The organism is Geopseudomonas aromaticivorans, assembly GCF_019097855.1.
In the GTDB taxonomy this organism is placed as follows: Bacteria; Pseudomonadota; Gammaproteobacteria; order Pseudomonadales; family Pseudomonadaceae; genus Geopseudomonas; species Geopseudomonas aromaticivorans.
The window spans coordinates 37,149-58,664 of record NZ_JAHRGL010000020.1; the positions used below are offsets into that span (position 1 = coordinate 37,149).

Here is a 21,516-nt window from a genome sequence, read left to right on the forward strand (position 1 = left end):
CCAGCAGGCCCGTGGCACCTGGGCTCCCGCCTGCGCGGGAGCGACGGTTCGTGAGTAATCGGGGACGCAGGGTGGGCAACTCGCGCAGCGATTGCCCAGCGCTGGGCGCGCGTGCGGGTGGACGAGGCTGCGCCGTTGTCCAGCCTACTGGCCGGTCTCGATGCGCGACAAGCGGCGAATGCTTGCCACCTCCGCCGGATCGAGGCCAAGCAACTTCAGGAAGTTCGCATGCTCGTCGGGGTCTTCGCGCTCGAACTCCATGTGCCACAGGTGCATTGCCTCTTCGTTGAAGCCTGCTCGCCGCAACAACTCAACCCACGACTCCTTGTCCCAGTGTTGACGAGCGTTTCGGACCTCGGGAGCCGCGAGCAGACGTGCGAGATCGCGCTGCTGCTTGCGGATACGCTCCACCTCCTGGCTGAGACTGAGCAGACGCTTCTCCAGTAACGCCATAGGCCCAGCACCTGCTCGCAAGACCGATTCAGCGGCCGGCGAAAGGATGCTGCGTATGTCGGCCAGCGCCAGACCCGACTCACGCAGGCGACGGATGGTGAGCAGGCGATCCAACTCGGACTGCCCATAGAGGCGGTAGCCGGCCGGGCTACGCCCGCAAGGAGCCAACAGCCCGATGGACTCGTAATGCAGGATCGAGGAGCGCGCCAGCCCGACGCGTTTGGCGAGCTGGCCGAGCGTGAACGTGCTGCGGGATTGGCTCATAACGGCAGAGGCTGGCGGTCGGGTGGCGTGAAGCGCTCCCGTGCCGCCTCCGAGTACAAGGTTTCCTCGCTATAGTGGCGCGCCAGGACGAGGCGCGCACCACCGACCAGATCGGCGTTGGCGGCAAGAAAATCCGGCCAAGCGAGCGCCCTGTTGCTGGCGCCGCCATGCGCCATCAGACGGACCAGTGCTTCGGAAAGGGTTCGGTTGTACTTTCCCGGGACACCCAGACGAGTCGCCAGCCGGGCGATCGCGTTACAGGTTTCCGCCACCGCCTCTTCCAGCGAACGACGCTGGAGCAGCAGCCAAGCTGCCCGCATGTGGCCGAGGTGATCAAAGCCGGCTGGCGGCATGCTGGAATCCAGAAAGGCGGCAAGAAACTGGTCGTCAGACATTGATTTCGGACCGGTCATGATCTGCTCCTGTGGAATGGGAGCGCCAAGCTTCGACCCTACTATAGTCGTCAGGTCAAGCCGTAATGAGCCAAAGCAACGTAGGGCAACTCACGCAGCGATTGCCCACCGCAGGGCTGTACTTTGGTGGACAAGGCTGCGCCGTTGTCCACCCTACTTGCTTTAGCCCGTCCCAGTGAGCGAAGCGAGCGATTTGAACCAGTTATTATGCATGTTCAAAGTCGCGGCATGACTCAAGCTTGAAGGTTTCTACAAGATTCTCTTTTAACTCACGTGCTTCGGGGGTTATTTTTTCTGTCATGAGCTCAACTCGAACTGGTAGGAATACACCATTCCTACCAATCAGCTCGGTTTGGCAATGTTTGTAGTGACCCCAGTGAACTCTATTTCTTACCCCGTAAAAATTAGACATGGGGAAAGCTTTTTTGTTTACTTGAAATCGGCCAATCGAGCTGGAGATTATAATTTGTGTTTTTGATATATTTACAATCGTATTGGTCATTGCCTTGAGTATCAGAAAAGACCAATAGCCCCCTATTACAAGAAAAAGTATAACTGAGACCTTGGCGGCCAACATTGTCGTTGCAACCCCGGAAAGTAATATCATTGCTGCGTACTGGGGCTTTTTGCGGCGCGGATGAAATTCCAGGTCAATATTCATATGCACAACTACAAATAGACACCAAGTTGTGCAATAACGCCCGGCCGGGCTTGGTGGTTAACATTCCTTGTCCCTCATCTTTCCCTGTCTGGCGCGCGGCTTCCAGCATCGAGCTGGTGCGCATGGGGAGTCATGCATCGCGGTGGCGAACGCATGAGCGGACGTTAGCGGCGATGCCTGCGCCTGTCCATCTCAAGCGTGCGTTTGGATATGACTCGCGGGCCCAGTGAGAAACCCGTTGCAGATTGGGCGTCTGTGCCGGGCGGGATGAAGGCGATTGCCGGCCGGAAACCTGGCGGTGGCTATCGATGGCCGAAGGTTGCGCTCAGGCTCAAGCGTCTTCGTCCTCGGCAGCGAAGCGCAGGCTCCGCTCGGCACTCCGCCCCAGCAACTTGGCCAGCCACGGCGGTGGCGAACCGGCCATGACCTGCTGCAGTTCGGCCAGCACCGCCTCGGCCTCGCCACCCTGGGGCTTCTTCAGCGGGTGGATGCCGGCGCGCACCACCTTGGCCGCGGCCGGGCCGCCGATGGAGACGACGTACAGCACCTGGCAGTCGGCGATCAGCTCGGTGCGGAAGGCGTTCTTGTCCTCGGCCTGGTCCGCCTCCAGAGTCGAGCGGATGCCGATCAGGGTCTTCGCCGTGGCGCTGACCTGGTACACCAGGAAGCGCAGGCAGGTGCCGAAGTGGCCATCGAGCTGCGCGCCGTTGTTGGAGGCGATGGCCACGCGGATCGAGCCGGCCGGCACCTCGCTCAATGCCACCGGCTGCGGCAGGTCGTCGGCGACGGTCTCGCCCCAGAGGATGCGCACCGCCTCCTTGAGCGCGGCCATCGGCGTGTCGAGCAGGTCGACGTCCTCCTCCGAGCCGGCCAAGCCGATCTTCAGATCGGTGACGGTCACACCCTGCAGGCTCTGTTCGGTGAGCGGGCCGTTGACCTGCTGGTGGAGGATTTCCACCAGCTGGCCGACGCTGGTGTCGGGCAGCGCGCGGGCCGCCAGGGCGATGCGCAGGGCGGTTTCGCGGTTCATGGTTGCGGGGCTGTTCATCTGCTGGCTCCTCGACGGCCCGCGGGCCGTCACTGCTCATCGGTATTCGTCAGGCGTGGCCGTGCTGGTGGCCTTCGCCGCCGCAGGCGTGCTCGTCGTGCGGCACGCCGGGCGGCAGGGCATCGGCGAGGAAGGCGCGCACCGCGGCCAGCGGGTCGCTCTCGCCGGTGGTGAGCAGGCTCACCCCGCGCTCGCCGAGGCGGCGGATCACCCCGTCGCCGGCGCTGCCGGCGATGGCCACGTCCATCGTGTGCAGCGGGTGGCGCTCGGGCTGCGCGCACACGTGCCACTCGTGCAGACAGGCATGCTCGGCCAGTTCGAGGCTGTAAGCCTCCTCCGGCGCCTCGCCGGGCCAGACGTCGAACACCCGCCAGCGCTGGGCGCGCCCGGCGTGCCCGGCCACCTGGCCGTGACGGTCGATGGCCACGGCGATCAGTCGTCGGCGTTCAGTCATGTTCACAGCACCTCGCAGGAAGGAGAAAGGATGCGACCACGCGGGCGCGCTCAGTCATCGTCATCATCGTCGTCTTCATCCAGCACCCGGGTGATGCGCTGGTAGATCTCCACGCGATCGCCCTCCCTCACCAGGCTGTCGAGTTTGACGAACTTGCCGAACACGCCGACCTTCTGCTTCTTCAGGTCGATCTCCGGGCAGTAGCGCAGCAGGCCGGACTGCGCGATGGCCTGTTCCACGGTACTGCCGTCCTCGACCTGGCAGCTCAGCTGCAACGGCTGAGGGGGGGCGGCATACACCACAGCGACTTTCATGGTTTCACTCCTATGCCGGGGTCATTGCAGAACGATCAGTTCGCCGTGGCTGTGGATCCGCCGCTCGGCGCGCTTGCGGTCGAGCACGCGCTTGCCGGCGAGCAGGAAGCCCAGGACGATGAACGCCCCCGGCGGCAGGATCGCCAGCAGGATGCCCTGGAAGCCGGGCAGCACGGTGATCTCCAGCCACTGGAAGTGCGGGCCGAGCAGCGACGAGGCCTGGGCGAACAGGGTGCCGCTGCCGAGGATCTCGCGGATGCCGCCGATCAGCACCAGCACCCAGGTGAAGCCGATGCCCATGCCGGCGCCGTCGAGCATCGCGGGGATCACCGGGTTCTTCAGGCTGAACGACTCGGCGCGGCCGAGCACCGCGCAGTTGGTGACGATCAGGGCGATGAACAGGCCGAGTACCTTGTACAGCTCGTGCATCCAGGCGTTCATTGCCATGTCGATCAGGGTCACCACGCCGGCGATCAGGCCGATCATCACCGGGTTGCGCACCTCGGGCGCGATGGTGTGGCGCAGCGCGGAGATGATCGCGTTGGTCAGCACCAGCACCAGGGTGGTGGCCAGGCCCATGCCCAGGCCGTTGGTGGCGGTGGTGGTGACCGCCAGCGCCGGGCACAGCGCGAGCATCTGCACCAGAGCGACGTTGTAGTCCCACAGCGCCGAGGTGAAATAGCTCCAGACGCCTTTGCTGGGCGGCGCGCTGACGCTCGAAGATCCGCAATGGCTGCTCATGGTTGTGCCTCCGTTTGTGGCGCGCCCAGCAACCCGGCCTGGCGCGCCTGGAACTGCAGGGCCTGCAGCACGCTCTTGACCACCGCGCGGGGGGTGATGGTAGCGCCGGCGAACTGGTCGAACTGGCCGCCGTCCTTCTTGACCTTCCACTGCGCCAGCGGCGTGCTGGCCAGCGACAGGCCGTCGAAGGCCTTGATCCAGTCGCTGCGCGAAGCCTCGATCTTGTCGGCCAGACCGGGAGTTTCCTTGTGGCCGAGCACACGCACGCCGAGGATGCGGCCCTCGGCATCCAGGGCGATCAGCTGCCGGATCGGCCCGCCGTAGCCGATGTTGCTGACCTGGAAGGCCACCGCGGTGAGCAGGTCGCCCTTGCGCGCCGGGTAGACCTCGACCTCGCCCAGCTCGCGGTCCTCGACCTTGAAGGCCTCCTGCAGCGGGTTGTTGTCGTACAGCGCGGCCGGCAGCACCTGGCGCAGCACCACCAGGCGGTCCTCGACCTGCTGGGCGGCGATCTGCCGGTGGGTCAGCCGGTCGCCGACCAGCAGCGACAGGGCGACCAGGGCACAGACCGCGGCCAGCGACAGGCCCTGGTATTCGACCCGCGGGCGCCAGCGCTCGAGCCGGGAGGCGGACGGCGGCGCAGCCGCGTGCGGGGGAGTCAGACTGGTATCGCTCATGGTTAGCCCTCCTGCTTGACCTGGCTGGTTTGCCGGCCGATGGCCAGCGGCTTGCCGCTCGAGCTGCGGCCGTAGGCGCGCGGGCGCCAGTAGCGGTCGATCAGCGGGCTGAGGGCGTTCATGAACAGCACGGCGAAGGCCACCGCCTCGGGGAAGCTGCCCCAGGTGCGGATCACGTAGACCAGCACGCCGCAGCCAAGGCCGAAGACCAGCCGACCGGCGCGGCTGACCGGCGAGGTCACCGGGTCGGTGGCGATGAACAGCGCGCCGAGCAGCAGACCGCCGCTGGCCAGGTGGTAGAGGCCACCGGGATAGCGCTGCGGGTTGATCTGCTCGGCGATGGCGCCGAGCACCACCACGCTGAGCAGCAGGCTCACCGGGATTTCCCAGTGGATGATGCGCCGCAGCAACAGCCACAGGCCGCCGAGCAGCAGGAGCAGCTCGGAGGTCTCGCCGAGGCTGCCGGCGGTGCTGCCGAGCAGCGCCGGCAGCAGCTGGAAGTTGCCGGCGAGGATCTCCGCGGCCGTGCGGCCCAGGGTCAGCTCGGTCTTCAGCCCGCCCAGCGCGGTGGCGCCGCTGGTGCCGTCGGGTATCGCCCCGCCGAAGGTGATGGCCAGGCCCTCGACGAAGCCCGGCGCGGCGGCCGAGCCCAGCGGCGCCGGCAGCGCCCAGCTGGTCATCTGCAGCGGGAAGGCGATCAGCAGGGCGACGCGTGCGAGCATCGCCGGGTTGAAGATGTTCTGGCCGATGCCGCCGTACAGCTGCTTGCCGATGCCGATGGCGAAGGCGCTGCCGCCGACGGCGATCCACCAGGGCGCCCACGGCGGTAGCGACAGCGCCAGCAGCCAGCCGGTGAGCAGCGCCGAACCGTCCTGCAGGCGCTTGCGCGGCTGGCCGAGCCAGTGCAGGCACAGCGCCTCGGTGGCCAGCGCGCTGGCGCAGGTCAGCAGCCACAGGTTGATCGCCGGCCAGCCGAACAGCCAGAGACCGAACAGGGTGGCCGGCAGCAGCGCCAGGCACACCTGCAGCATGATGCGGTCGACCGCGGAGCGGTCGTGGGCGAAGGGCCCGGATGCGACATTCAGGGTGCTCATGATTCCACCTCGTTGCTCGGTGCGGCCGCGGCTGTGGCCGGCTTGGCCTTGGCCGCCGCCTTGGCTGCCTTGGCCGCGGCCTTGGCGGCCTCTTCCTCGGCCAGGCGGGCGGCGCGCGCCTCGGTCAGGCGCTTGATGTGGTCGGTCTTGCGCTCGGCGTTGCGGCGCTCGTCCTGGCGACCCATGGCGTACTGGAAGTACTGCACCAGCGGGATGTGCGACGGGCACACGTAGGAGCAGCAGCCGCAGAGGATGCAGTCGCGCAGGCCGTAGTCGCTGGCGCCGTCGAGGTCGTCGACCCGCGCGCGGGCGGCCATCTCCAGCGGCAGCAGGCCCATCGGGCAGGCGTCCACGCAGCTGGCGCAGCGGATGCACGGCGATGCCTCGTCGTCGCGCAGCTCGTGCGGCGCCAGCGCCAGCAGGCCGGTGGCGCCCTTGATCACCGGCGCCTGCAGCGACGGCAGGTTGACCCCCATCATCGGCCCGCCGAGCAGCACGCCGGCGGGCTCGTGGCTGAAGCCGCCGCAGGCATCGAACAGCGCCTGCGCAGGGGTACCGATCAGCACCTCGAGGTTGCGCGGATTGCTCACGCAGCCGCCGGCCACAGTGACCACCCGCGAGATCAGCGGGCGGCCATGGCGCAGCGCCTGCTGGATGGCGTAGACGGTGCCGACGTTGTGCACCAGGGCGCCGACCGAGGTGCTGCGCGCCTCGGCCGGCACCTCGCGGCCGGTGACCGCCTGGATCAGCTGCTTGGCCGAACCCATCGGATACAGCGCCGGCACCGCCTCGACCTCGATGGCGCCGTAGGGTTCGCTGGCCGCGCGCATCGCCGCCAGCGCCGCCGGCTTGTTGTCCTCGATGCCGATCACTACCCGGTAGGCGCGCAGGATGTGCTGGATCAGCCGCGCGCCGTCGACGATGGCCTCGGCGCGCTCGCGCATGATGCGGTCGTCGCAGGTCAGGTAGGGCTCGCATTCGCTGCCGTTGACCAGCACGGTCTTGATCTCGTGGCGGGTGCCCTGCTTGAGCTTGACCGCCGCCGGGAAGATCGCCCCGCCCATGCCGACAATGCCGGCCTGGGCCACCCGCTCGGCGAGCAGCAGCGGGCTCTCGTCGAAGGGATTGGCCGGCACCTCCAGCTCGATCCAGCGCTCCTCGCCGTCGGTGTCGAGGACGATGCCGTTGACCGTCAGCCCGGACGGGTGCGGGGCGAGGATCGGGCCGATCGCGATGATGGTCCCCGAGCTGGGCGCATGGATCGGCGCCGACATTTCCGAGGGCGAGCTGGCGATCAGCTGGCCCTTGAGCACCCGCTCGCCGACCTTGACCAGCGGCAGGGCCTCGGCGCCGGCGTGCTGGCGCAGCGGCAGGTACAGGCGCGGCGGCAGCGGCACGCTGCCGATGCTCAGCGCCGAAGAGCGGTCCTTGTGGGCGGCCGGGTGGACGCCGCCGCGGATGCGGGCGAGATTGAACATGCGAAGGCTCCGTGGGGAATTCAGGCGGCCTGGGGCTTGCCCCAGCGCCAGGTATCCAGGGTCGGCTCCAGCGGAGCGAGGGCGACACAGTCTTCCGGACAGGCGTCCTGGCACCGGGCGCAACCGGTGCAGGCACCCTGCATCACCACATGGATCTGCCCGTTGGCACCGACGATGGCGTCGGTCGGGCAGGCGCGGTAGCAGCGGGTGCAGCCGGTGCACTGCGCGGCGTCGATGCGCGCCAGCTGCGGCGCGCTCATCTGCCCGGCGTCGAGGGTGACGCCGAGCAGCGCGGCGAGCTTCTCGGCCAGCGCCACGCCGCCGGGCGGGCAGCAGGTCACCGCCGCCTGCCCCTCGACCAGCGCCGAGGCCGCGCCGGCGCAACCGGGGAAGCCGCACTGGCCGCACTGGCTGCCGGGCATCAGCGCCTCGATCTCCTTGAGCAGCGGGTTGTCGTCGGTGACCGCGAACCTGCGCGCCGCCACGCCCAGTCCGCCGCCCAGCAGCAGGCCCATGGTGGCCAGGGCCAGGGTTGCCATCAGCATGTCGCTCTCCTCGCCGGCGCCTGCCGGTCATCCATTCAGATCAAACCGCCGAAGCCCATGAACGCCAGCGCCAGCAGGCCGGCAGTGACGAAGGCGATCGGTGGGCCGGAAAAGGCCGCCGGCACGCTGGCCAGCTGCAGGCGTTCGCGCAGGCCGGCGAAGATGACCATGATCAGGCTGAAGCCCAGCGCCGAACCGAAGCCGAACAGGCCGGCCTGCACCAGGCTGTGCCCCTCGCGCACGCTGATCAGCGGCACGCCGAGCACCGCGCAGTTGGTGGTGATCAGCGGCAGGTAGATGCCCAGCGCGCGGTACAGCGCGGGGCTGACCTTGCGGATGATCATCTCGATCAGCTGCACCATCGCCGCGATCACCACGATGTAGGCGAGGATGCGCAGGAAGCCGATGCCCAGCGGCTGCAGCAGGTAGTGCTCGAGCAGCCAGCTGCTGATGCCGCCGAGGGTCATCACCAAGGTGGTGGCCACGCCCATGCCGATCGACGGGTCGAGCTTGCTGGACACGCCCATGAACGGACACAGGCCGAGGAAGCGCACCAGCACCACGTTGTTGACCAGCACGGTGCCGATCAGAAACAGCAGATAGTCCATTGCCCCACCCCGCTCGGTTGACTCGGCTGTGCACCCTTGTCGGGCACTCACCTGTTGCCGGGTGTTTCTGCAGCAAGCGTGCCATGGCCCGGTGCAGTGCTTTGGCAGCCGCCCAGCCCCGGAAAAGGCTGATCCAGATCAACGGAACGGCACGCCGGGCCGCGGCGAGCCGGCGCGCGCGGCGGGCTTTTGTCGGCTTTGCGACAGGCAACGGCGGCCATTGCCCGTCCACCGTGGGCTTTCGGACAGAAAAACCGCGGCAAACGCGCCGAAACCGCTCTGCCCGGCGGCTTTTGCCCGCCAGCGCGCGCCGCGCCGCGGCGTTGCGCAGCGGCACAGTGTTTGCAAAACCCTCATGACCCGTACGGCCTTTACCGGCCACGCCCTTGCAGCTGGTGTGTTTCGCGTCCGCCGGCGCCCCGCGCAGATCCGGCCCGACGCCGAGTGATGAGGACAAAGCGCATGACCCAGGCCCAACCGACCTGCAGCACCGCAGCGCCCGCGATCCCCGCCGCCTGCGCCGAGCTGCTCCCCGAGGTATTCCGGCAGACGGCGGAGCACGCGCCCATCGCCATCTCGATCACCGACCTCAAGGCCAACATCCTCTACGCCAACCGGGCGTTCAGCAGCATCACCGGCTACAGCCGCGAGGAGGTGATCGGCAAGAACGAGGCGCTGCTGTCCAACGGCACCACGCCGCGGCTGGTCTATCAGGCGCTGTGGAGCCGCCTGGCGCAGAAGAAGCCGTGGTCCGGCGTGCTGGTCAACCGGCGCAAGGACGGCAGCCTGTACCTGGCCGAGCTGACCGTGGCACCGGTGTTCGACGAGCACGGCGAGACGCTCTACTACCTGGGCATGCACCGCGACAGCAGCGACCTGCACGAGCTGGAGCAGCGCGTCAGCAACCAGCGCCTGATGATCGAGGCGATGGTCAATGCGGCCCCGGCGGCGATGGTGGTGCTCGACCACCAGCGGCAGGTGGCGCTGTCCAACCCGAGCTTCTGCCGCCTGGCCCGCGAGCTGACCGTCGACGGCAGCAGCGAGAGCCTGGTGGCGCTGCTGCGCGACAACCTCGCCAGCCCCTTCGCCGCCCTGGAAAGCCAGGGCCGCGCCTTCGCCGGCAAGGAGATCTCCTTCGACCTCGGCGGGCACGCGCCGCGCTGGCTGTCCTGCCACGGCCTGGCCATCCACATCGAGGACGAGCGCGCCCAGGTGTTCTTCGCCCCCGGCGAGGAGCGCTACCTGCTGCTGACCCTCAACGACATCTCCGAGCTGCGCCAGAAGCAGCAGGACTCGCAGCTCAATGCATTGAAGGCGCTGCTCGCCGAGGAAGAGCTGCTGGCCGGCATGCGCGAGACCTTCAGCGGCGCCATCCACCGCCTGCAGGGGCCGGTCAACCTGATCAGCGCGGCGCTGCGCATGCTCGAACGGCGCCTCGGCGAGCAGGCCGGCAGCGACCCGGTGCTGGCCGCCATGCGCGAGGCCAGCGCCGCCGGCATGGAGGCGCTGGACAGTCTCAGCGGGGCGATGCCGCTGCGCCCGACCGAGGCCAAGCTGCCGGTCAACGTCAACCAGCTGATCCGCGAAGTGATCAGCCTGTGCACCGACCGCCTGCTGGCGCAGGGCATCGTCGTCGACTGGCAGCCGGCGCTGCGCCTGCCCTGGGTGATGGGCGTGGAAAGCCGCCTGCGCAGCATGATCAAGCAGCTGGTCGACAACGCCATCGACGCCATGAGCCACAACCAGATCAGCCGCCGCGAACTGTTCGTCAGCACCCGAGTGGAGCACCAGCAGGTGGTGCGCCTGGAAATCAGCGACAGCGGGCCAGGGATCGAGCCCGGCCTGGCGCTCAAGGTGTTCGAGCCGTTCTTCAGCACCAAGCCGCCGCACCAGGCCGGCCACGGCATGGGCCTGGCCATGGTCCAGGAGATCGTCAGCGAGCACGCCGGCACCGTGCATATCGACAGCGACTACCACGACGGCTGCAGGGTGGTGGTCGAGCTGCCCTTCTCCGCCGCCGGCAACTGATCCGGGAGGCCCTACCGATGAATGTGACGCTTGCCAAGACCGCCCCGCCATCGCGGACCGAGCTGTACGACCACCAGCTGCAGGCTCTGGCGCGCATCTCGCGCACCCTCAGCCGGGTGCAGCAGATCGAGGAGATCCTCGCCCAGATCCTCGCCGTGCTGCACAACGACCTCGGCCTGGAGCACGGCCTGGTGTCGATCGGCGACCCGCAGCACGACGCCCTGCAGATCGGCGCCGTGCACACCGACTCGCAAGCCGTGGTGCGCGCCTGCGAGAGCGTGCGCTACCGCATCGGCGAGGGGGTGATCGGCAACATCTTCAAGCACGGCAACAGCGTGGTGCTCGGCCGCATCGCCGGCGAACCACGCTTTCTCGACCGCCTGGCGCTGTACGACCTCGAGCTGCCGTTCATCGGCGTGCCGATCAAGAGCCACGAGGGCAACACCATCGGCGTGCTGGTCGCCCAGCCGCAGCGGCGCGACGAGCTGCTGCCCGAGCGCGCGCGCTTCATGGAGATCGTCGCCAACCTGCTGGCGCAGACCGTGCGCCTGGTGGTCAACCTCGAGGACAGCCGCGAGGTGGCCGACGAGCGCGACGAACTGCGCCGCGAGGTGCGCGGCAAATACAGCTTCGAGAACATGGTGGTCGGCCACACGCCGTCGATGCGCCGGGTGTTCGACCAGGTGCGCCGGGTCGGCAAGTGGGACAGCACGGTGCTGGTACTCGGCGAGTCCGGCACCGGCAAGGAGCTGATCGCCAGCGCCATCCACTACAACTCGCCGCGCGCACACCAGCCGTTCGTGCGCCTGAACTGCGCGGCGCTGCCGGAAACCCTGCTGGAATCGGAGCTGTTCGGCCACGAGAAGGGCGCCTTCACCGGCGCGGTCAAGCAGCGCAAGGGGCGCTTCGAGCAGGCCGACGGCGGCACCCTGTTCCTCGACGAGATCGGCGAGATCTCGCCGATGTTCCAGGCCAAGCTGCTGCGCGTGCTGCAGGAGGGCGAGTTCGAGCGGGTCGGCGGCAACCAGACGGTGCGCGTCAACGTGCGCATCGTCGCCGCCACCAACCGCGACCTGGAAAGCGAGGTGGACAAGGGCAAGTTCCGCGAAGACCTCTACTACCGCCTCAACGTCATGGCCATCCGCATCCCGGCGCTGCGCGAGCGCAGCGCCGACATCCCCGAGCTGGCGGAATTCCTCCTCGCCAAGATCGGCCGCCAGCAGGGCCGCAAGCTGAGCATCACCGACAGCGCCATCCGCCTGCTGATGAGCCACCGCTGGCCGGGCAACGTGCGCGAGCTGGAGAACTGCCTGGAGCGCTCGGCGATCATGAGCGAGGACGGCAGCATCGGCCGCGACGCGGTGTCGCTGAGCGGCCTCGACCACGACAGCCTGCCGCTCGCCCCGCTGCCGGAGATCGACCTCGCCGACGGCGAGCTGGACGACCGCGAGCGGGTGGTCGCCGCCCTCGAGCAGGCCGGCTGGGTGCAGGCCAAGGCCGCGCGCCTGCTGGGCATGACCCCGCGGCAGATCGCCTACCGCATCCAGACCCTCAACATCCACATGCGCAAGATCTGAAACAACGGTGCGCCGGAGCGTGCCGGGCGGCGTTCCCCCGGTCGATGGTTGCCATGCTCCGCGTGGGAGCCCGGCTGCGGGCGCTCCGCGCCCTTGCCCCGATATCGACGCCCCCTTGTCGTCTATCCGACAAAGCCCCGCCCGCGCCCCTGTCGGCAGCCTGACAAAAAGGCCCGCAGCCCGACAAATAGTTCTTCAAAAACAATGACATAAATGAACGGCACGGCACTTGCTCAGCCAATGCTGACTCTCTCTTTCCTCCGGAGACCGACCATGGAACTGAGCGTACTTGGGCAGAGCGATGCGGAGCAGCACGGTGCGGGCGGTTGCTCCTCCGGCTCCTGCGGCAGCAGCGACGACCAGCTGGCCCACCTGCCGGAGCACATCCGCGCCAAGGTGCACAACCACCCGTGCTACTCGGAAGAAGCCCACCACTACTTCGCGCGCATGCACGTGGCGGTGGCGCCGGCCTGCAACATCCAGTGCCACTACTGCAACCGCAAGTACGACTGCGCCAACGAGTCGCGGCCCGGCGTGGTGTCCGAAGTGCTCGATCCGCTGCAGGCGGTGAAGAAGGTCAAGGCGGTGGCGGCGACCATTCCGCAGATGACCGTGCTGGGCATCGCCGGCCCCGGCGACCCGCTGGCCAATCCCGAGCGCACCTTCGAGACCTTCCGCATGCTCAGCGAGCAGGCGCCGGACATCAAGCTGTGCGTGTCGACCAACGGCCTGGCGCTGCCGGACTGCGTCGACGAGCTGGCCAAGCACAACATCGACCACGTGACCATCACCATCAACTGCGTGGACCCGGAGGTCGGCGCAAAGATCTACCCGTGGATCTACTGGAACAACCAGCGCATCCGCGGCAAGAAGGCGGCCAAGATCCTCATCGAGCGCCAGCAGAAGGGCCTAGAGATGCTGGTGGCGCGCGGCATCCTGGTGAAGGTCAACTCGGTGCTGATCCCCGGCGTCAACGACGAGCACCTCAAGGAAGTCAGCCGGATCGTCAAGGCCAAGGGCGCCTTCCTGCACAACGTCATGCCGCTGATCGCCGAGGCCGAGCACGGCACCTTCTACGGCGTGATGGGCCAGCGCAGCCCGGAGCCCGAAGAGCTGCAGGACCTGCAGGACGCCTGCGCCGGCGACATGAACATGATGCGCCACTGCCGCCAGTGCCGCGCCGACGCGGTCGGCCTGCTCGGCGAGGACCGCGGCGACGAGTTCACCCTCGACAAGATCGAGGCGATGGACATCGACTACGCAGCGGCCATGGTCAAGCGCGCCGCCATCCATGCGGCGATCAAGGAAGAACTCGACGACAAGGCGGCGAAGAAGGCCCGCCTGGCCGGCCTGGCGGTGCCGCGCCTCGAAGCCACCCAGAGCAAGGCGCCGCGCCCGGTGCTGATGGCGGTGGCCACCAGCGGCGGCGGGCTGGTCAACCAGCACTACGGCCACGCCACCGAGTTCCTCGTCTACGAGGCCTCGGCCAGCGGCGTGCGCTTCATCGGCCACCGCAAGGTCGACCAGTACTGCGTCGGCAACGACAGCTGCGGCGAGAAGGAAAGCGCACTGGCCGGCAGCATCCGCGCGCTGAAGGGCTGCGAGGCGGTGCTCTGCTCGAAGATCGGCTACGAGCCGTGGGGCCTGCTGGAGGAAGCCGGCATCCAGCCCAACGGCGAGCACGCCATGGAGCCCATCGAGGAAGCGGTGCTGGCGGTCTACCAGGAAATGCTCCAGGCCGGCCGCCTGGCGCCGGACGAGGCGCCGCTGCGGGCCAACGCCTGACAGCGGCACGACCGTACGATTCGAGGAGGTGCGCGATGGCGCTGAAGATAGTGGAATCCTGTGTCAACTGCTGGGCCTGCGTGGATGTCTGCCCGAGCGAGGCGATCTCCCAGGGCAGCACGCATTTCAAGATCAGTGCGCACAAGTGCACCGAGTGCGCCGGCGACTTCACCGAGCAGCAGTGCGCGAGCATCTGCCCGATCGAGGGCGCCATCCTGCTCGCCGACGGCAGCCCGGCCAATCCGCCGGGTTCGCTGACCGGCATCCCCCCGGAACGCCTGGCCGAGGCCATGCGTGAAATCCAGGCGCGCTGAAGGAGGCCGGGCATGACCAGCATGGTGTTCTACGAAAAGCCCGGCTGCGCCAGCAACCGCCGGCAGAAGCAGCAGCTGCGCGCCGCCGGCTTCGCGCTGCAGGTGCGCGACCTGCTAAGCGAGCCCTGGACCCGCGAACAGCTACGGCCGTTCTTCGCCGAGCGGCCGGTGGCCGAGTGGTTCAACCGCGCGGCGCCGGCGATCAAGTCCGGCGCGATCGACCCGCAGGCGCTGGATGCCGAGCAGGCGCTGGCGCTGCTGCTGGCCCAGCCGCTGCTGATCCGCCGGCCGCTGATCAGTTGCGGCCACCTGCGCATGGCCGGCTTCGACCCGCTGGCGCTCAATGCCCTGCTGCCGGAGGACCGCCTGGCGCAGCTCGCCGCCAGCCCCGAAGGCTGCGCGCACGGCGACCACGGCCACGGCCGCTGCGCGGCGCCGGGGTCGTCGCGATGAACGCGCTGGCCCTGCGCCGGGCGGACAGCGCCGCGGCCACGGCGCCGCTCGATCCCAACCCGGCCTGGCTGGCGCAGATCCTCGCCGCCCAGCGCGCCGGGCGCAGCTGCCTGCCGCTGCGCCTGGGCCTCGACCAGGCGGACTACGCCGCGCTGCTGGCCGCGCACTTCCCCGCCCTCGCCGGGGCGCCCGGCGCGCCGGCGGACGGCCTGCTCGACGACGGCCACGCCCTGCGCCAGGAGCTGCTCGAACTGCGCCGCGACGAATGGATGGAGCTGCGCGACCTGCTGCTGGCCGGCCGGCGCGGCGCCACCCCGGCCGCAGACTGGCTGGCGCAGATCGTCGCCGCCGCCTGCCTGGGCGGCAACCACCTGTGGCGCGACCTCGGCCTGGCCTCGCGGCTGGAGCTGCGCGAGCTGCTGCTGCACAACTTCCCGCAGCTGGCCCAGCGCAACGTGCACGACATGCGCTGGAAGAAGTTCTTCTACAAGCAGCTGTGCGAGCAGGACGGCGGCTACGTCTGCCGCGCGCCCAGCTGCGCGCAATGCCCCACCCACCACGACTGTTTCGGAGAAGAGCTATGAGCGACGGCAAACGCATCAGTGTCGAGCAGGCCGAAGCGCTGCTGGCCGGGGAGAACCACGTCATGCTGCTGGACATGCGCGAGGCGCGCGCCTATTGCCAGGGCCACGATCCGCGCGCCATTCCGCTCACCGCGCAGACCCTGCGCGGCCTGCTGCTGCACACCCCGCGGCAGGTGCATATCGTCATCCTCTGCGCCGACGGCAGCGCCAGCCCGGCGCGGGCCGAACTGTTCGCCGACTTCGGCTTCGAGCACTGCTACAGCCTCGCCGGCGGCTATGCGGCCTGGCGCGCCCGCCCCCGCCAGGCAGCCACCCCACAGCGCGCCGCCCACCGCGTCGCCGCACCCATCTGAGGAGCATCGCCACCATGCAGGTCCTGGATACCGAAACGCGCATCCGCCAGCAGATCGCCGACAACCCGGTGATCCTCTACATGAAGGGCACCCCGGAGGCGCCGGAGTGCGGCTTCTCGTGCGCCACCGTCGGCGCGCTGCACAAGACCGGCAAGCCGTTCGCCTTCGTCAACGTACTGACCGCCCCGCACATCCGCGAGAAGCTGCCGAAGATCTCGCAGTGGCCCACCTACCCGCAGCTGTTCGTCAACGGCGAGCTGGTCGGCGGCTGCGACATCGTCCTCGGCATGCAAGCCGACGGCAGCCTGCAGCAACTGCTGGAGTCGCTGCCCGCCGCCGGCTGAGCAGGTTGCCGGCACCCTTCGCCCGCGCGCGAAGGGTGCCGGGTAGCCTCAGCCTACCGCGGGCAAGGCGCGCGTCCACACCAGCCGGGCGGTGCGCGCCTCGGGTGTACCTTCCTCGAGACGGGCGGTGAGCGACAGCACGCCGCCCTCCAGTTCGGCGATGCGCTGCTGCGAGCCGCCTTCCCAGTTGGGGAACAGGCTGTGGCGCACGTGATGGCGGACTACGTTGCCCTCGACTTCGTAGGGCCCGGCGTAGGTCAGGTAGCTGCCGTAGGCGGCGGCCTTCTCGGCATCGCTGGCCGACCACTGGCCACCGGTGTGGAAGTGCTCGCGATTTTTCTTGGCGATCGCACAGAACATGCCATAGGGGCTGTACTCGATGAAGCCCTCCAGCTCCTTGCCCATGGGATGGACGACACGGCCGTCGTCGTAAAGCTGCTCCCAGGACAGGATGTTCCAGCGTCCGCGAATGGTTTCCTTGTTCATACCTTGCTCTCCTCGCGCCCGGCGCACAGGAAATCGATGAGCAGGCGGCTGAAGGCGGCCGCGCGCTCGATTTGTACCCAGTGGCCGCACTCGCCGAACACGTGCAACTGGGCGTGGGGGATCAGGCGCAGCAGCCGCTCGGAAGCCTCCAGCGGGATCACCTGGTCGTCGCGGCCGTGGATGATCAGGGTCGGCTGCGGCAACTGGCGCAGCGCCTGCTCGTCCACCGCGAGCATCTCGATGCCCCGCTGGCGCGGCGCCGGGAACAGCTGGGCAAAGCGGGTCTGCACGTCGTCGCGGATGCTCGCCTCGTAGCGCATGCGCACCAGGTCGTCGGTGATGATGCTGTGGTCGTAGGCGAACACCTGCATCAGCTCGCGCATCGCCTCCAGCGAGGGCTGGTAGCCCCACACCTTGTCCAGCCCCGCGGTGAGCGGGAACGGCAGGCCGGCGGCGCCCATCAGCACCAGGCGGCTGACCCGCTGCGGATGGCGCAAGGCGAAGGCCAGGGCGATGGCACCGCCGAACGAGTTGCCGACCACCGACACCTTGGGGATGTCGAGGGCGTCGAGCAGGCCGACCAGCTGCGCCACCCAGGCGTCCGGATCGAGCGGGCGGTCCATCGGGCAACGGGTGTAGCCGAAGCCGAGCATGTCGGGGGCGATCACCCGTGCCTTCTCGGCGAGCACCGGGATCACCCCGCGCCAGTTGGCCCAGGCGGTGACGCCGGGGCCGGAGCCGTGGATCAGCAGGATGGCTTCACCCTGGCCCTGGTCGTGGTAGTTGATCGTGCAGTCGCCGACCTGGAGGCTGTTGGCCACCTCCGGGGAGGCGGCGGGGGTAAGGGTCGTCATTGGCTCACCTTGGCGGTTTGGCTGGTGGTTACTACGGGGGCGCGCAGGCCGCGCTTGGACAGGTCCTTGAGAATCTCCCGGGCCAGCTGGCGCTTGTCGGCCGGCAGCCAGGTGCGGTCGTGGCCCCACAGGCTCATGCCGGACAGTTCCTCGACCTGCCAGTCGGGGCCGATGGTGCGCCCCGCCCAGCCCAGCTCGAGCATCCAGCCGTCCGGATTCTTCAGGTAGAACGAGGTCATGTGGTCGTTGATGTGGCGGCCGAAGGTGACGCCGATGGACTCGGGATTCTCCAGCGCGATGTCGTGGGCGCGGCCCAGGTCGTCGAAGTCGTTGTACTCGATCATCAGGTGATAGAGCTTGCGCGGCCCGCCGGTGTAGGCGATGCCCAGGGTGTGGTGGCGCGGGTTGACGTGAAGGAACTCGACGCGGAACGGCACGCTGGTGTAGTCGCTGAGGCGGAACTGCAGCACCTCCTTGTACAGGTGGCACATCTCCTCGAACTTCGGCGTGATGAAGGCGACGTGGCCGAGGCCCAGCTCGCCGGTGCGAAAGCCGCCCAGCGGGCGGCCGGGGACGAAGGGCGTGGCGGCGTCCGCCAGCCCCAAGGCGACCTCGACGCGGCAGCCGTCCGGATCATTGAAATGGAACAGGTCGTCGACCGCGCGCAGCTCGCACTCCTCCGGGCTGCCCGGCTGGGTCTGGTAGCCGGCGTCCTGTAGCGCCTGGCGCGCCTGGGCGAAGGCCGCCGCATCGACGGCCTCGAAGCCCATGGTCATCGACGCCTCGCCGGCGACGGCCTGCAGCACGAAGCGCTGCACCTTCTCGTCCACGCGCAGCCGCGCACACTCGCCCGGCTGCACGATCTCGACCTGCATGCCGATGTGCTCGCCGGCCATCTTCAGCCACTCCGCCAGGTGCGGGGTGTGCACCACCGCGTAGCTCAGTGCCTTGATCATTCGTTGTTCTCCTCTGCAGGGCCGCCGCGCGCCGGGCGCGGCGGCCGGCGACTATTCGGCGGACATGCCGCCATCCACCGAGATGCTGGTGCCGGTGACGTAGGAGGACTGCTCGGAGAGCAGCCACAGCAGGGCGGCGCTGACCTCCTCGGGGCGGCCGATGCGGCGCATCGGCACGCCGTCGTCGTACATGTGCTCGTCGCCGCCGGTGACGCGGTCGAAGCTCGGCGTCTTGATCGGCCCCGGGCACACCGCGTTGATGCGGATGCCGCGGGTCGCGTAGTCCAGCGCGGCGGCGCGGGTGGCGCCGACGATGCCGTGCTTGGCGGCCACGTAGTAGGCGGTGTGCGGCATGGCCTTGAGGCCGAAGATCGAGGCGTTGTTGACGATGGCGCCGCCGCCGCTCTGCAGCATGGCGGCGATCTCGTACTTCATCATGTACAGGACGCCCTTGAGGTTGATGTCGATGACCTCGGAGAAGTCCTCGACCGGCGTCTCGTGCACGTCGTTGAAGGCGCGCTGCAGGCCGGCGTTGTTGAAGGCGCCGTCGACGCGGCCGAAACGCTGCATGGCCAGGGCGACCAGCGCCTCGCAGTCGGCGGCATTCGCCACGTCGGTGGCGCGGAACGCCGCCTGGCCGCCGGCCGCGATGATCTCCTCGACCACCGCCAGGCCGGCCGCGGCGTTGCGGTTGCCGATCACCACGCGGGCACCGGCGCGCGCCAGCGCCAGGCTGGCGTCGCGACCCATGCCGCTGCCGCCGCCGGTGACGATGACCACGCGGCCATCCAGTTGATAATCCAGATTCATGCAGTAGTCCTCTCAAGCACGGGGGATGCGGCCCAGCACCGTTTCCAGGGCGATGCCGATGGCCAGCAGGCGGCGGTCGCTGCCGGCCGGGCCGTCCAGCTCTAGGCCGACCGGCAGGCCGCTGGCGGCGCCGAGGCCGGCCGGCAGCTGGATACCCGGCAGGCCGGCGCTGGCCGACGGCTCGGTGTTGCTGATCAGCCGCTCGAAGCAGGCCGGCTCGTTGACCTCGGGGCCGGCCGCCGGCGCCACCACCGGGGTGGTCGGGAAGATGAAGGCGTCCAGCGCATGGCGCTCGAACAGCTCGGCGTAGTGCGCCTGCAGCGCCGGACGGCCGCTGGCCATGGCCGCCGCGTACAGCGGTGCGGAGTCGACCAGCCCGTCGGCGCCGGGCACCTGGCTCGGCAGCACCAGCTGCGCGTAGATCGCCTGCACGTCCGGACTGGCGATGCCGCGGGTCAGTTCGTCGATGCCGATGCCCGGTCCCTGCTCGCGCAGCCAGGCCTCCATCGCCGGGCGGGCCTCGTGGATCACCACCAGCGTGCCGATCGGCTGGGTGAGCGCCTGCAGGCGTTCCTCGGCAACCTCCACCAGGGTCACCCCGGCGGTGCGCAGCTGGTCCAGCGCCGCCTCGGCGACCGCGCGGGTTTCGGCGTCGAGGTCGCGCCAGAAGCCCGGCGCGATGCCTAGGCGCAGGCCGGCCAGGGTCACCGGCGGCAGCGCGGCCTCGCCGCTGATCAGGCCGTCGAGCAGGGCGACGTCGGCCATGCACAGCGCCATCGGCCCGACGGTGTCGCGGCTCGGCGCGATGGGGATCACCCCGCGGCCCGAGTAGCGGCCGTGGCTGGGACGCAGCGAGGCGCAGCCGTTCAGCGCGCAGGGGATGCGCATCGAACCGCCGGTGTCGGTGCCCAGTGCGGCCAGCGCCATGCGCGCGCCGAGCGCCGCCGCGCTGCCGGAGGAGGAGCCGCCGGCGATGCGGGTGAAATCGTAGGGGTTGCGCACGCCGAGCAGCTCGCCGGTGTTGAACGCCGGGTTGTAGCCGGTGGCGCCGAAGGCCAGCTCGTGCATGTTGGTCTTGCCCAGCACGATGGCGCCGGCCTCGCGCAGCGGCCGCAGGCTCGGCGCGTCCTCGCCGGGCACGAAGTTGGCCAGCGCCGGGGTGCCGGCGGTGGCCGGCAGGCCGGCGGCGTGGATGTTGTCCTTGACCACGATGGGGATGCCGGCCAGCGGCTTGAGCGGCAGACCGGCACGGCGCGCGGCGTCGGCAGCATCGGCGGCGGCCAGCGCGCCCTGCGCGTCGAGGGTGACGAAGGCGTTCAGCTCGCGGCCGGCCTCGGCCCGCGCGAGGCAGGCCTCGACCAGCTGGCGGCTGCTCAGGCGCCCCGTACGGAAGGCGTCGAGCGCTTCGGCGATGGTCAGGTCGGTGGCGCAGGCGGCCTGCGCGAACACGGGCAGTTTCATGGGCGGCTCCCGGCAGCGGAGAAAGCATCGAAGGCGGCGTCCTTGAACGCCTCGGGGCTCGGATAGGCGACCTTGCTGTGCGCCAGGCCGAGATCGAGGAACAGCTCGCAGAGCTTGTAGGCGACCTGCCCGGGGTTGAGTACCGGCACCGGCAGGTGCTCGGCGAGGAAGGCGTGCGACTGGTGCATGGTGGTCGAGCCGAGCACGATCACGTCGGCACCGTCCTCGGCGATGGCGCGCTGCGCCTCCTCGAGCAGGCGGCCGAACACCACCTCCTCCTTGCCCTGCAGCAGCGCCTCGGTGTCCGGGCGCACGTCGATCGCGCGGATCGACGCCAGGCGCGACTCCAGGCCGTACTCCTTGAGGGTCTTGCGGTACAGCGGGAACCAGCGCGGCCACATGGTCAGGATGCTGAACTTGTGGCCGAGCATGCTGGCCAGGTGGAAGGCGCCCTGCCCCGGCGCCAGCACCGGTATGCTCAGCCGCGAACGCAGGGCGGCCAAGCCCGAGTCGCTGACGGTGTTGATGCACACCGCGTCGAAGCCCTCCGCCTCGGCCTGGATGCCGGCGGCGATCACCGCCTGTTCCATGATCGCCATGTCGTAGTAGCTGTCGGCCAGGGTCAGCACCTGGCCGGCGCCGACGAAGCTGACCTCGATGTCCGGGCGGATCAGCTCCGCCGGCAGCTGCGACTCGACCAGCGGGCGGGTCGCCTCGCTCATCGGCACCGGGAAGATCATCTTGATGCGCTTGCTCATGCG

26 protein-coding genes are annotated in these 21,516 nt (G+C 69.0%); 8 read left to right on the forward strand and 18 right to left on the reverse strand.

Annotated features, from left to right (window positions below):
* Nucleotides 1–144: 144 nt before the first annotated feature.
* The 12 genes from KRX52_RS09895 to rsxA form a co-directional block, all read right to left on the reverse strand.
* Complete coding sequence (locus KRX52_RS09895; RefSeq protein WP_217681581.1) at nt 145–717, reverse strand: MerR family transcriptional regulator; 573 nt, start codon at nt 715–717, stop codon at nt 145–147.
* Entirely contained in the window at nt 714–1,130 is a 417-nt protein-coding gene (locus KRX52_RS09900) for a hypothetical protein (RefSeq protein ID WP_217681582.1), read from the reverse strand. The genes KRX52_RS09895 and KRX52_RS09900 overlap by 4 nt, the downstream gene beginning before the upstream one ends.
* A 205-nt stretch (nt 1,131–1,335) precedes the next feature.
* Nucleotides 1,336–1,791, reverse strand: coding sequence for a hypothetical protein (locus KRX52_RS09905; RefSeq protein WP_217681583.1), 456 nt, complete (start codon nt 1,789–1,791; stop codon nt 1,336–1,338).
* Between the two features lie 331 nt (nt 1,792–2,122).
* Complete coding sequence (locus KRX52_RS09910) at nt 2,123–2,839, reverse strand: dinitrogenase iron-molybdenum cofactor biosynthesis protein (protein WP_217681584.1); 717 nt, start codon at nt 2,837–2,839, stop codon at nt 2,123–2,125.
* A 49-nt stretch (nt 2,840–2,888) separates the two neighbouring features.
* The gene (locus KRX52_RS09915; RefSeq protein ID WP_217681585.1) at nt 2,889–3,293 is read right to left on the reverse strand and encodes a NifB/NifX family molybdenum-iron cluster-binding protein; all 405 of its coding nucleotides are present in this window, start codon (nt 3,291–3,293) and stop codon (nt 2,889–2,891) included.
* Between the two features lie 50 nt (nt 3,294–3,343).
* Nucleotides 3,344–3,607 carry an RnfH family protein gene (locus KRX52_RS09920; RefSeq protein ID WP_217681586.1) on the reverse strand — a complete coding sequence of 88 codons (264 nt, stop codon included), beginning with the start codon at nt 3,605–3,607 and terminating at the stop codon, nt 3,344–3,346.
* A 21-nt stretch (nt 3,608–3,628) separates the two neighbouring features.
* Nucleotides 3,629–4,348 (reverse strand): electron transport complex subunit E, encoded by a 720-nt coding sequence (locus KRX52_RS09925; protein ID WP_217681587.1) that lies wholly within the window; start codon nt 4,346–4,348, stop codon nt 3,629–3,631.
* The gene (rsxG, locus tag KRX52_RS09930; protein ID WP_217681588.1) at nt 4,345–5,025 is read right to left on the reverse strand and encodes an electron transport complex subunit RsxG; all 681 of its coding nucleotides are present in this window, start codon (nt 5,023–5,025) and stop codon (nt 4,345–4,347) included. The genes KRX52_RS09925 and rsxG overlap by 4 nt, the downstream gene beginning before the upstream one ends.
* A gap of 2 nt (nt 5,026–5,027) precedes the next feature.
* Nucleotides 5,028–6,119: an RnfABCDGE type electron transport complex subunit D gene (locus tag KRX52_RS09935; RefSeq protein ID WP_217681589.1), complete on the reverse strand. Its 1,092-nt coding sequence runs from the start codon at nt 6,117–6,119 to the stop codon at nt 5,028–5,030.
* A complete protein-coding gene (rsxC, locus tag KRX52_RS09940; RefSeq protein WP_217681590.1) occupies nt 6,116–7,597 on the reverse strand; it encodes an electron transport complex subunit RsxC in 1,482 nt (493 codons plus the stop codon). The genes KRX52_RS09935 and rsxC overlap by 4 nt, the downstream gene beginning before the upstream one ends.
* Before the next feature lie 20 nt (nt 7,598–7,617).
* Nucleotides 7,618–8,142: an RnfABCDGE type electron transport complex subunit B gene (locus KRX52_RS09945; protein WP_217681591.1), complete on the reverse strand. Its 525-nt coding sequence runs from the start codon at nt 8,140–8,142 to the stop codon at nt 7,618–7,620.
* 35 nt (nt 8,143–8,177) lie between these two features.
* Nucleotides 8,178–8,750 (reverse strand): electron transport complex subunit RsxA, encoded by a 573-nt coding sequence (gene rsxA / locus KRX52_RS09950; RefSeq protein ID WP_217681592.1) that lies wholly within the window; start codon nt 8,748–8,750, stop codon nt 8,178–8,180.
* A 462-nt stretch (nt 8,751–9,212) separates the two neighbouring features.
* Between rsxA and nifL the strand changes: the two genes are divergently transcribed.
* From nifL to grxD, 8 genes are all read left to right on the forward strand, one after another.
* The gene (gene nifL / locus KRX52_RS09955) at nt 9,213–10,778 is read left to right on the forward strand and encodes a nitrogen fixation negative regulator NifL (protein WP_217681593.1); all 1,566 of its coding nucleotides are present in this window, start codon (nt 9,213–9,215) and stop codon (nt 10,776–10,778) included.
* A 17-nt stretch (nt 10,779–10,795) separates the two neighbouring features.
* A complete protein-coding gene (nifA, locus tag KRX52_RS09960) occupies nt 10,796–12,355 on the forward strand; it encodes a nif-specific transcriptional activator NifA (protein WP_217681594.1) in 1,560 nt (519 codons plus the stop codon).
* Between the two features lie 273 nt (nt 12,356–12,628).
* A complete protein-coding gene (nifB, locus tag KRX52_RS09965) occupies nt 12,629–14,140 on the forward strand; it encodes a nitrogenase cofactor biosynthesis protein NifB (protein ID WP_217681595.1) in 1,512 nt (503 codons plus the stop codon).
* A 35-nt stretch (nt 14,141–14,175) separates the two neighbouring features.
* Nucleotides 14,176–14,454, forward strand: a complete 279-nt coding sequence (locus tag KRX52_RS09970; RefSeq protein WP_217681596.1) for a 4Fe-4S binding protein — start codon at nt 14,176–14,178, stop codon at nt 14,452–14,454.
* Nucleotides 14,455–14,466: 12 nt separating this feature from the next.
* A complete protein-coding gene (locus tag KRX52_RS09975) occupies nt 14,467–14,907 on the forward strand; it encodes an ArsC/Spx/MgsR family protein (RefSeq protein WP_217681597.1) in 441 nt (146 codons plus the stop codon).
* Nucleotides 14,904–15,491: a nitrogen fixation protein NifQ gene (locus KRX52_RS09980; RefSeq protein ID WP_217681598.1), complete on the forward strand. Its 588-nt coding sequence runs from the start codon at nt 14,904–14,906 to the stop codon at nt 15,489–15,491. The genes KRX52_RS09975 and KRX52_RS09980 overlap by 4 nt, the downstream gene beginning before the upstream one ends.
* Nucleotides 15,488–15,844 (forward strand): rhodanese-like domain-containing protein, encoded by a 357-nt coding sequence (locus tag KRX52_RS09985; RefSeq protein WP_217681599.1) that lies wholly within the window; start codon nt 15,488–15,490, stop codon nt 15,842–15,844. The genes KRX52_RS09980 and KRX52_RS09985 overlap by 4 nt, the downstream gene beginning before the upstream one ends.
* Nucleotides 15,845–15,858: 14 nt before the next feature.
* Nucleotides 15,859–16,188: a Grx4 family monothiol glutaredoxin gene (gene grxD, locus KRX52_RS09990; RefSeq protein WP_217681600.1), complete on the forward strand. Its 330-nt coding sequence runs from the start codon at nt 15,859–15,861 to the stop codon at nt 16,186–16,188.
* 48 nt (nt 16,189–16,236) lie between these two features.
* On the opposite strand, the gene KRX52_RS09995 is transcribed toward grxD, so the two are convergent.
* The 6 genes from KRX52_RS09995 to KRX52_RS10020 are packed head-to-tail and all read right to left on the reverse strand — an operon-like array spanning nt 16,237 to nt 21,513.
* The gene (locus KRX52_RS09995) at nt 16,237–16,674 is read right to left on the reverse strand and encodes a lipocalin-like domain-containing protein (protein WP_217681601.1); all 438 of its coding nucleotides are present in this window, start codon (nt 16,672–16,674) and stop codon (nt 16,237–16,239) included.
* Nucleotides 16,671–17,528, reverse strand: a complete 858-nt coding sequence (locus KRX52_RS10000) for an alpha/beta fold hydrolase (RefSeq protein WP_217681602.1) — start codon at nt 17,526–17,528, stop codon at nt 16,671–16,673. The genes KRX52_RS09995 and KRX52_RS10000 overlap by 4 nt, the downstream gene beginning before the upstream one ends.
* Nucleotides 17,525–18,484, reverse strand: coding sequence for a VOC family protein (locus KRX52_RS10005; protein WP_217681603.1), 960 nt, complete (start codon nt 18,482–18,484; stop codon nt 17,525–17,527). Before KRX52_RS10005 ends, KRX52_RS10000 begins: the two co-directional genes overlap by 4 nt.
* A 51-nt stretch (nt 18,485–18,535) precedes the next feature.
* A complete protein-coding gene (locus KRX52_RS10010) occupies nt 18,536–19,294 on the reverse strand; it encodes an SDR family NAD(P)-dependent oxidoreductase (protein ID WP_217681604.1) in 759 nt (252 codons plus the stop codon).
* A 12-nt stretch (nt 19,295–19,306) separates the two neighbouring features.
* Nucleotides 19,307–20,755 carry an indoleacetamide hydrolase gene (iaaH, locus tag KRX52_RS10015; protein WP_217681605.1) on the reverse strand — a complete coding sequence of 483 codons (1,449 nt, stop codon included), beginning with the start codon at nt 20,753–20,755 and terminating at the stop codon, nt 19,307–19,309.
* A complete protein-coding gene (locus KRX52_RS10020) occupies nt 20,752–21,513 on the reverse strand; it encodes an aspartate/glutamate racemase family protein (protein WP_217681606.1) in 762 nt (253 codons plus the stop codon). Before KRX52_RS10020 ends, iaaH begins: the two co-directional genes overlap by 4 nt.
* Nucleotides 21,514–21,516: the final 3 nt, after the last annotated feature.

Coding starts and splice junctions, on each gene's coding strand:
- KRX52_RS09970 (WP_217681596.1), top strand. CDS start 14,176: ATGGCGCTGAAGATAGTGGAATCCTGTGTCAACTGCTGGGCCTGCGTG.
- rsxA (WP_217681592.1), bottom strand. CDS start 8,750: ATGGACTATCTGCTGTTTCTGATCGGCACCGTGCTGGTCAACAACGTG.
- KRX52_RS09980 (WP_217681598.1), top strand. CDS start 14,904: ATGAACGCGCTGGCCCTGCGCCGGGCGGACAGCGCCGCGGCCACGGCG.
- KRX52_RS09975 (WP_217681597.1), top strand. CDS start 14,467: ATGACCAGCATGGTGTTCTACGAAAAGCCCGGCTGCGCCAGCAACCGC.
- KRX52_RS09910 (WP_217681584.1), bottom strand. CDS start 2,839: ATGAACAGCCCCGCAACCATGAACCGCGAAACCGCCCTGCGCATCGCC.
- nifB (WP_217681595.1), top strand. CDS start 12,629: ATGGAACTGAGCGTACTTGGGCAGAGCGATGCGGAGCAGCACGGTGCG.
- KRX52_RS09895 (WP_217681581.1), bottom strand. CDS start 717: ATGAGCCAATCCCGCAGCACGTTCACGCTCGGCCAGCTCGCCAAACGC.
- iaaH (WP_217681605.1), bottom strand. CDS start 20,755: ATGAAACTGCCCGTGTTCGCGCAGGCCGCCTGCGCCACCGACCTGACC.
- KRX52_RS10010 (WP_217681604.1), bottom strand. CDS start 19,294: ATGAATCTGGATTATCAACTGGATGGCCGCGTGGTCATCGTCACCGGC.
- KRX52_RS09945 (WP_217681591.1), bottom strand. CDS start 8,142: ATGCTGATGGCAACCCTGGCCCTGGCCACCATGGGCCTGCTGCTGGGC.
- KRX52_RS09925 (WP_217681587.1), bottom strand. CDS start 4,348: ATGAGCAGCCATTGCGGATCTTCGAGCGTCAGCGCGCCGCCCAGCAAA.
- KRX52_RS09915 (WP_217681585.1), bottom strand. CDS start 3,293: ATGACTGAACGCCGACGACTGATCGCCGTGGCCATCGACCGTCACGGC.
- grxD (WP_217681600.1), top strand. CDS start 15,859: ATGCAGGTCCTGGATACCGAAACGCGCATCCGCCAGCAGATCGCCGAC.
- KRX52_RS09935 (WP_217681589.1), bottom strand. CDS start 6,119: ATGAGCACCCTGAATGTCGCATCCGGGCCCTTCGCCCACGACCGCTCC.
- rsxC (WP_217681590.1), bottom strand. CDS start 7,597: ATGTTCAATCTCGCCCGCATCCGCGGCGGCGTCCACCCGGCCGCCCAC.
- KRX52_RS09920 (WP_217681586.1), bottom strand. CDS start 3,607: ATGAAAGTCGCTGTGGTGTATGCCGCCCCCCCTCAGCCGTTGCAGCTG.
- KRX52_RS10000 (WP_217681602.1), bottom strand. CDS start 17,528: ATGACGACCCTTACCCCCGCCGCCTCCCCGGAGGTGGCCAACAGCCTC.
- rsxG (WP_217681588.1), bottom strand. CDS start 5,025: ATGAGCGATACCAGTCTGACTCCCCCGCACGCGGCTGCGCCGCCGTCC.
- nifL (WP_217681593.1), top strand. CDS start 9,213: ATGACCCAGGCCCAACCGACCTGCAGCACCGCAGCGCCCGCGATCCCC.
- KRX52_RS09995 (WP_217681601.1), bottom strand. CDS start 16,674: ATGAACAAGGAAACCATTCGCGGACGCTGGAACATCCTGTCCTGGGAG.
- KRX52_RS09900 (WP_217681582.1), bottom strand. CDS start 1,130: ATGACCGGTCCGAAATCAATGTCTGACGACCAGTTTCTTGCCGCCTTT.
- KRX52_RS09985 (WP_217681599.1), top strand. CDS start 15,488: ATGAGCGACGGCAAACGCATCAGTGTCGAGCAGGCCGAAGCGCTGCTG.
- KRX52_RS10020 (WP_217681606.1), bottom strand. CDS start 21,513: ATGAGCAAGCGCATCAAGATGATCTTCCCGGTGCCGATGAGCGAGGCG.
- KRX52_RS10005 (WP_217681603.1), bottom strand. CDS start 18,484: ATGATCAAGGCACTGAGCTACGCGGTGGTGCACACCCCGCACCTGGCG.
- KRX52_RS09905 (WP_217681583.1), bottom strand. CDS start 1,791: ATGAATATTGACCTGGAATTTCATCCGCGCCGCAAAAAGCCCCAGTAC.
- nifA (WP_217681594.1), top strand. CDS start 10,796: ATGAATGTGACGCTTGCCAAGACCGCCCCGCCATCGCGGACCGAGCTG.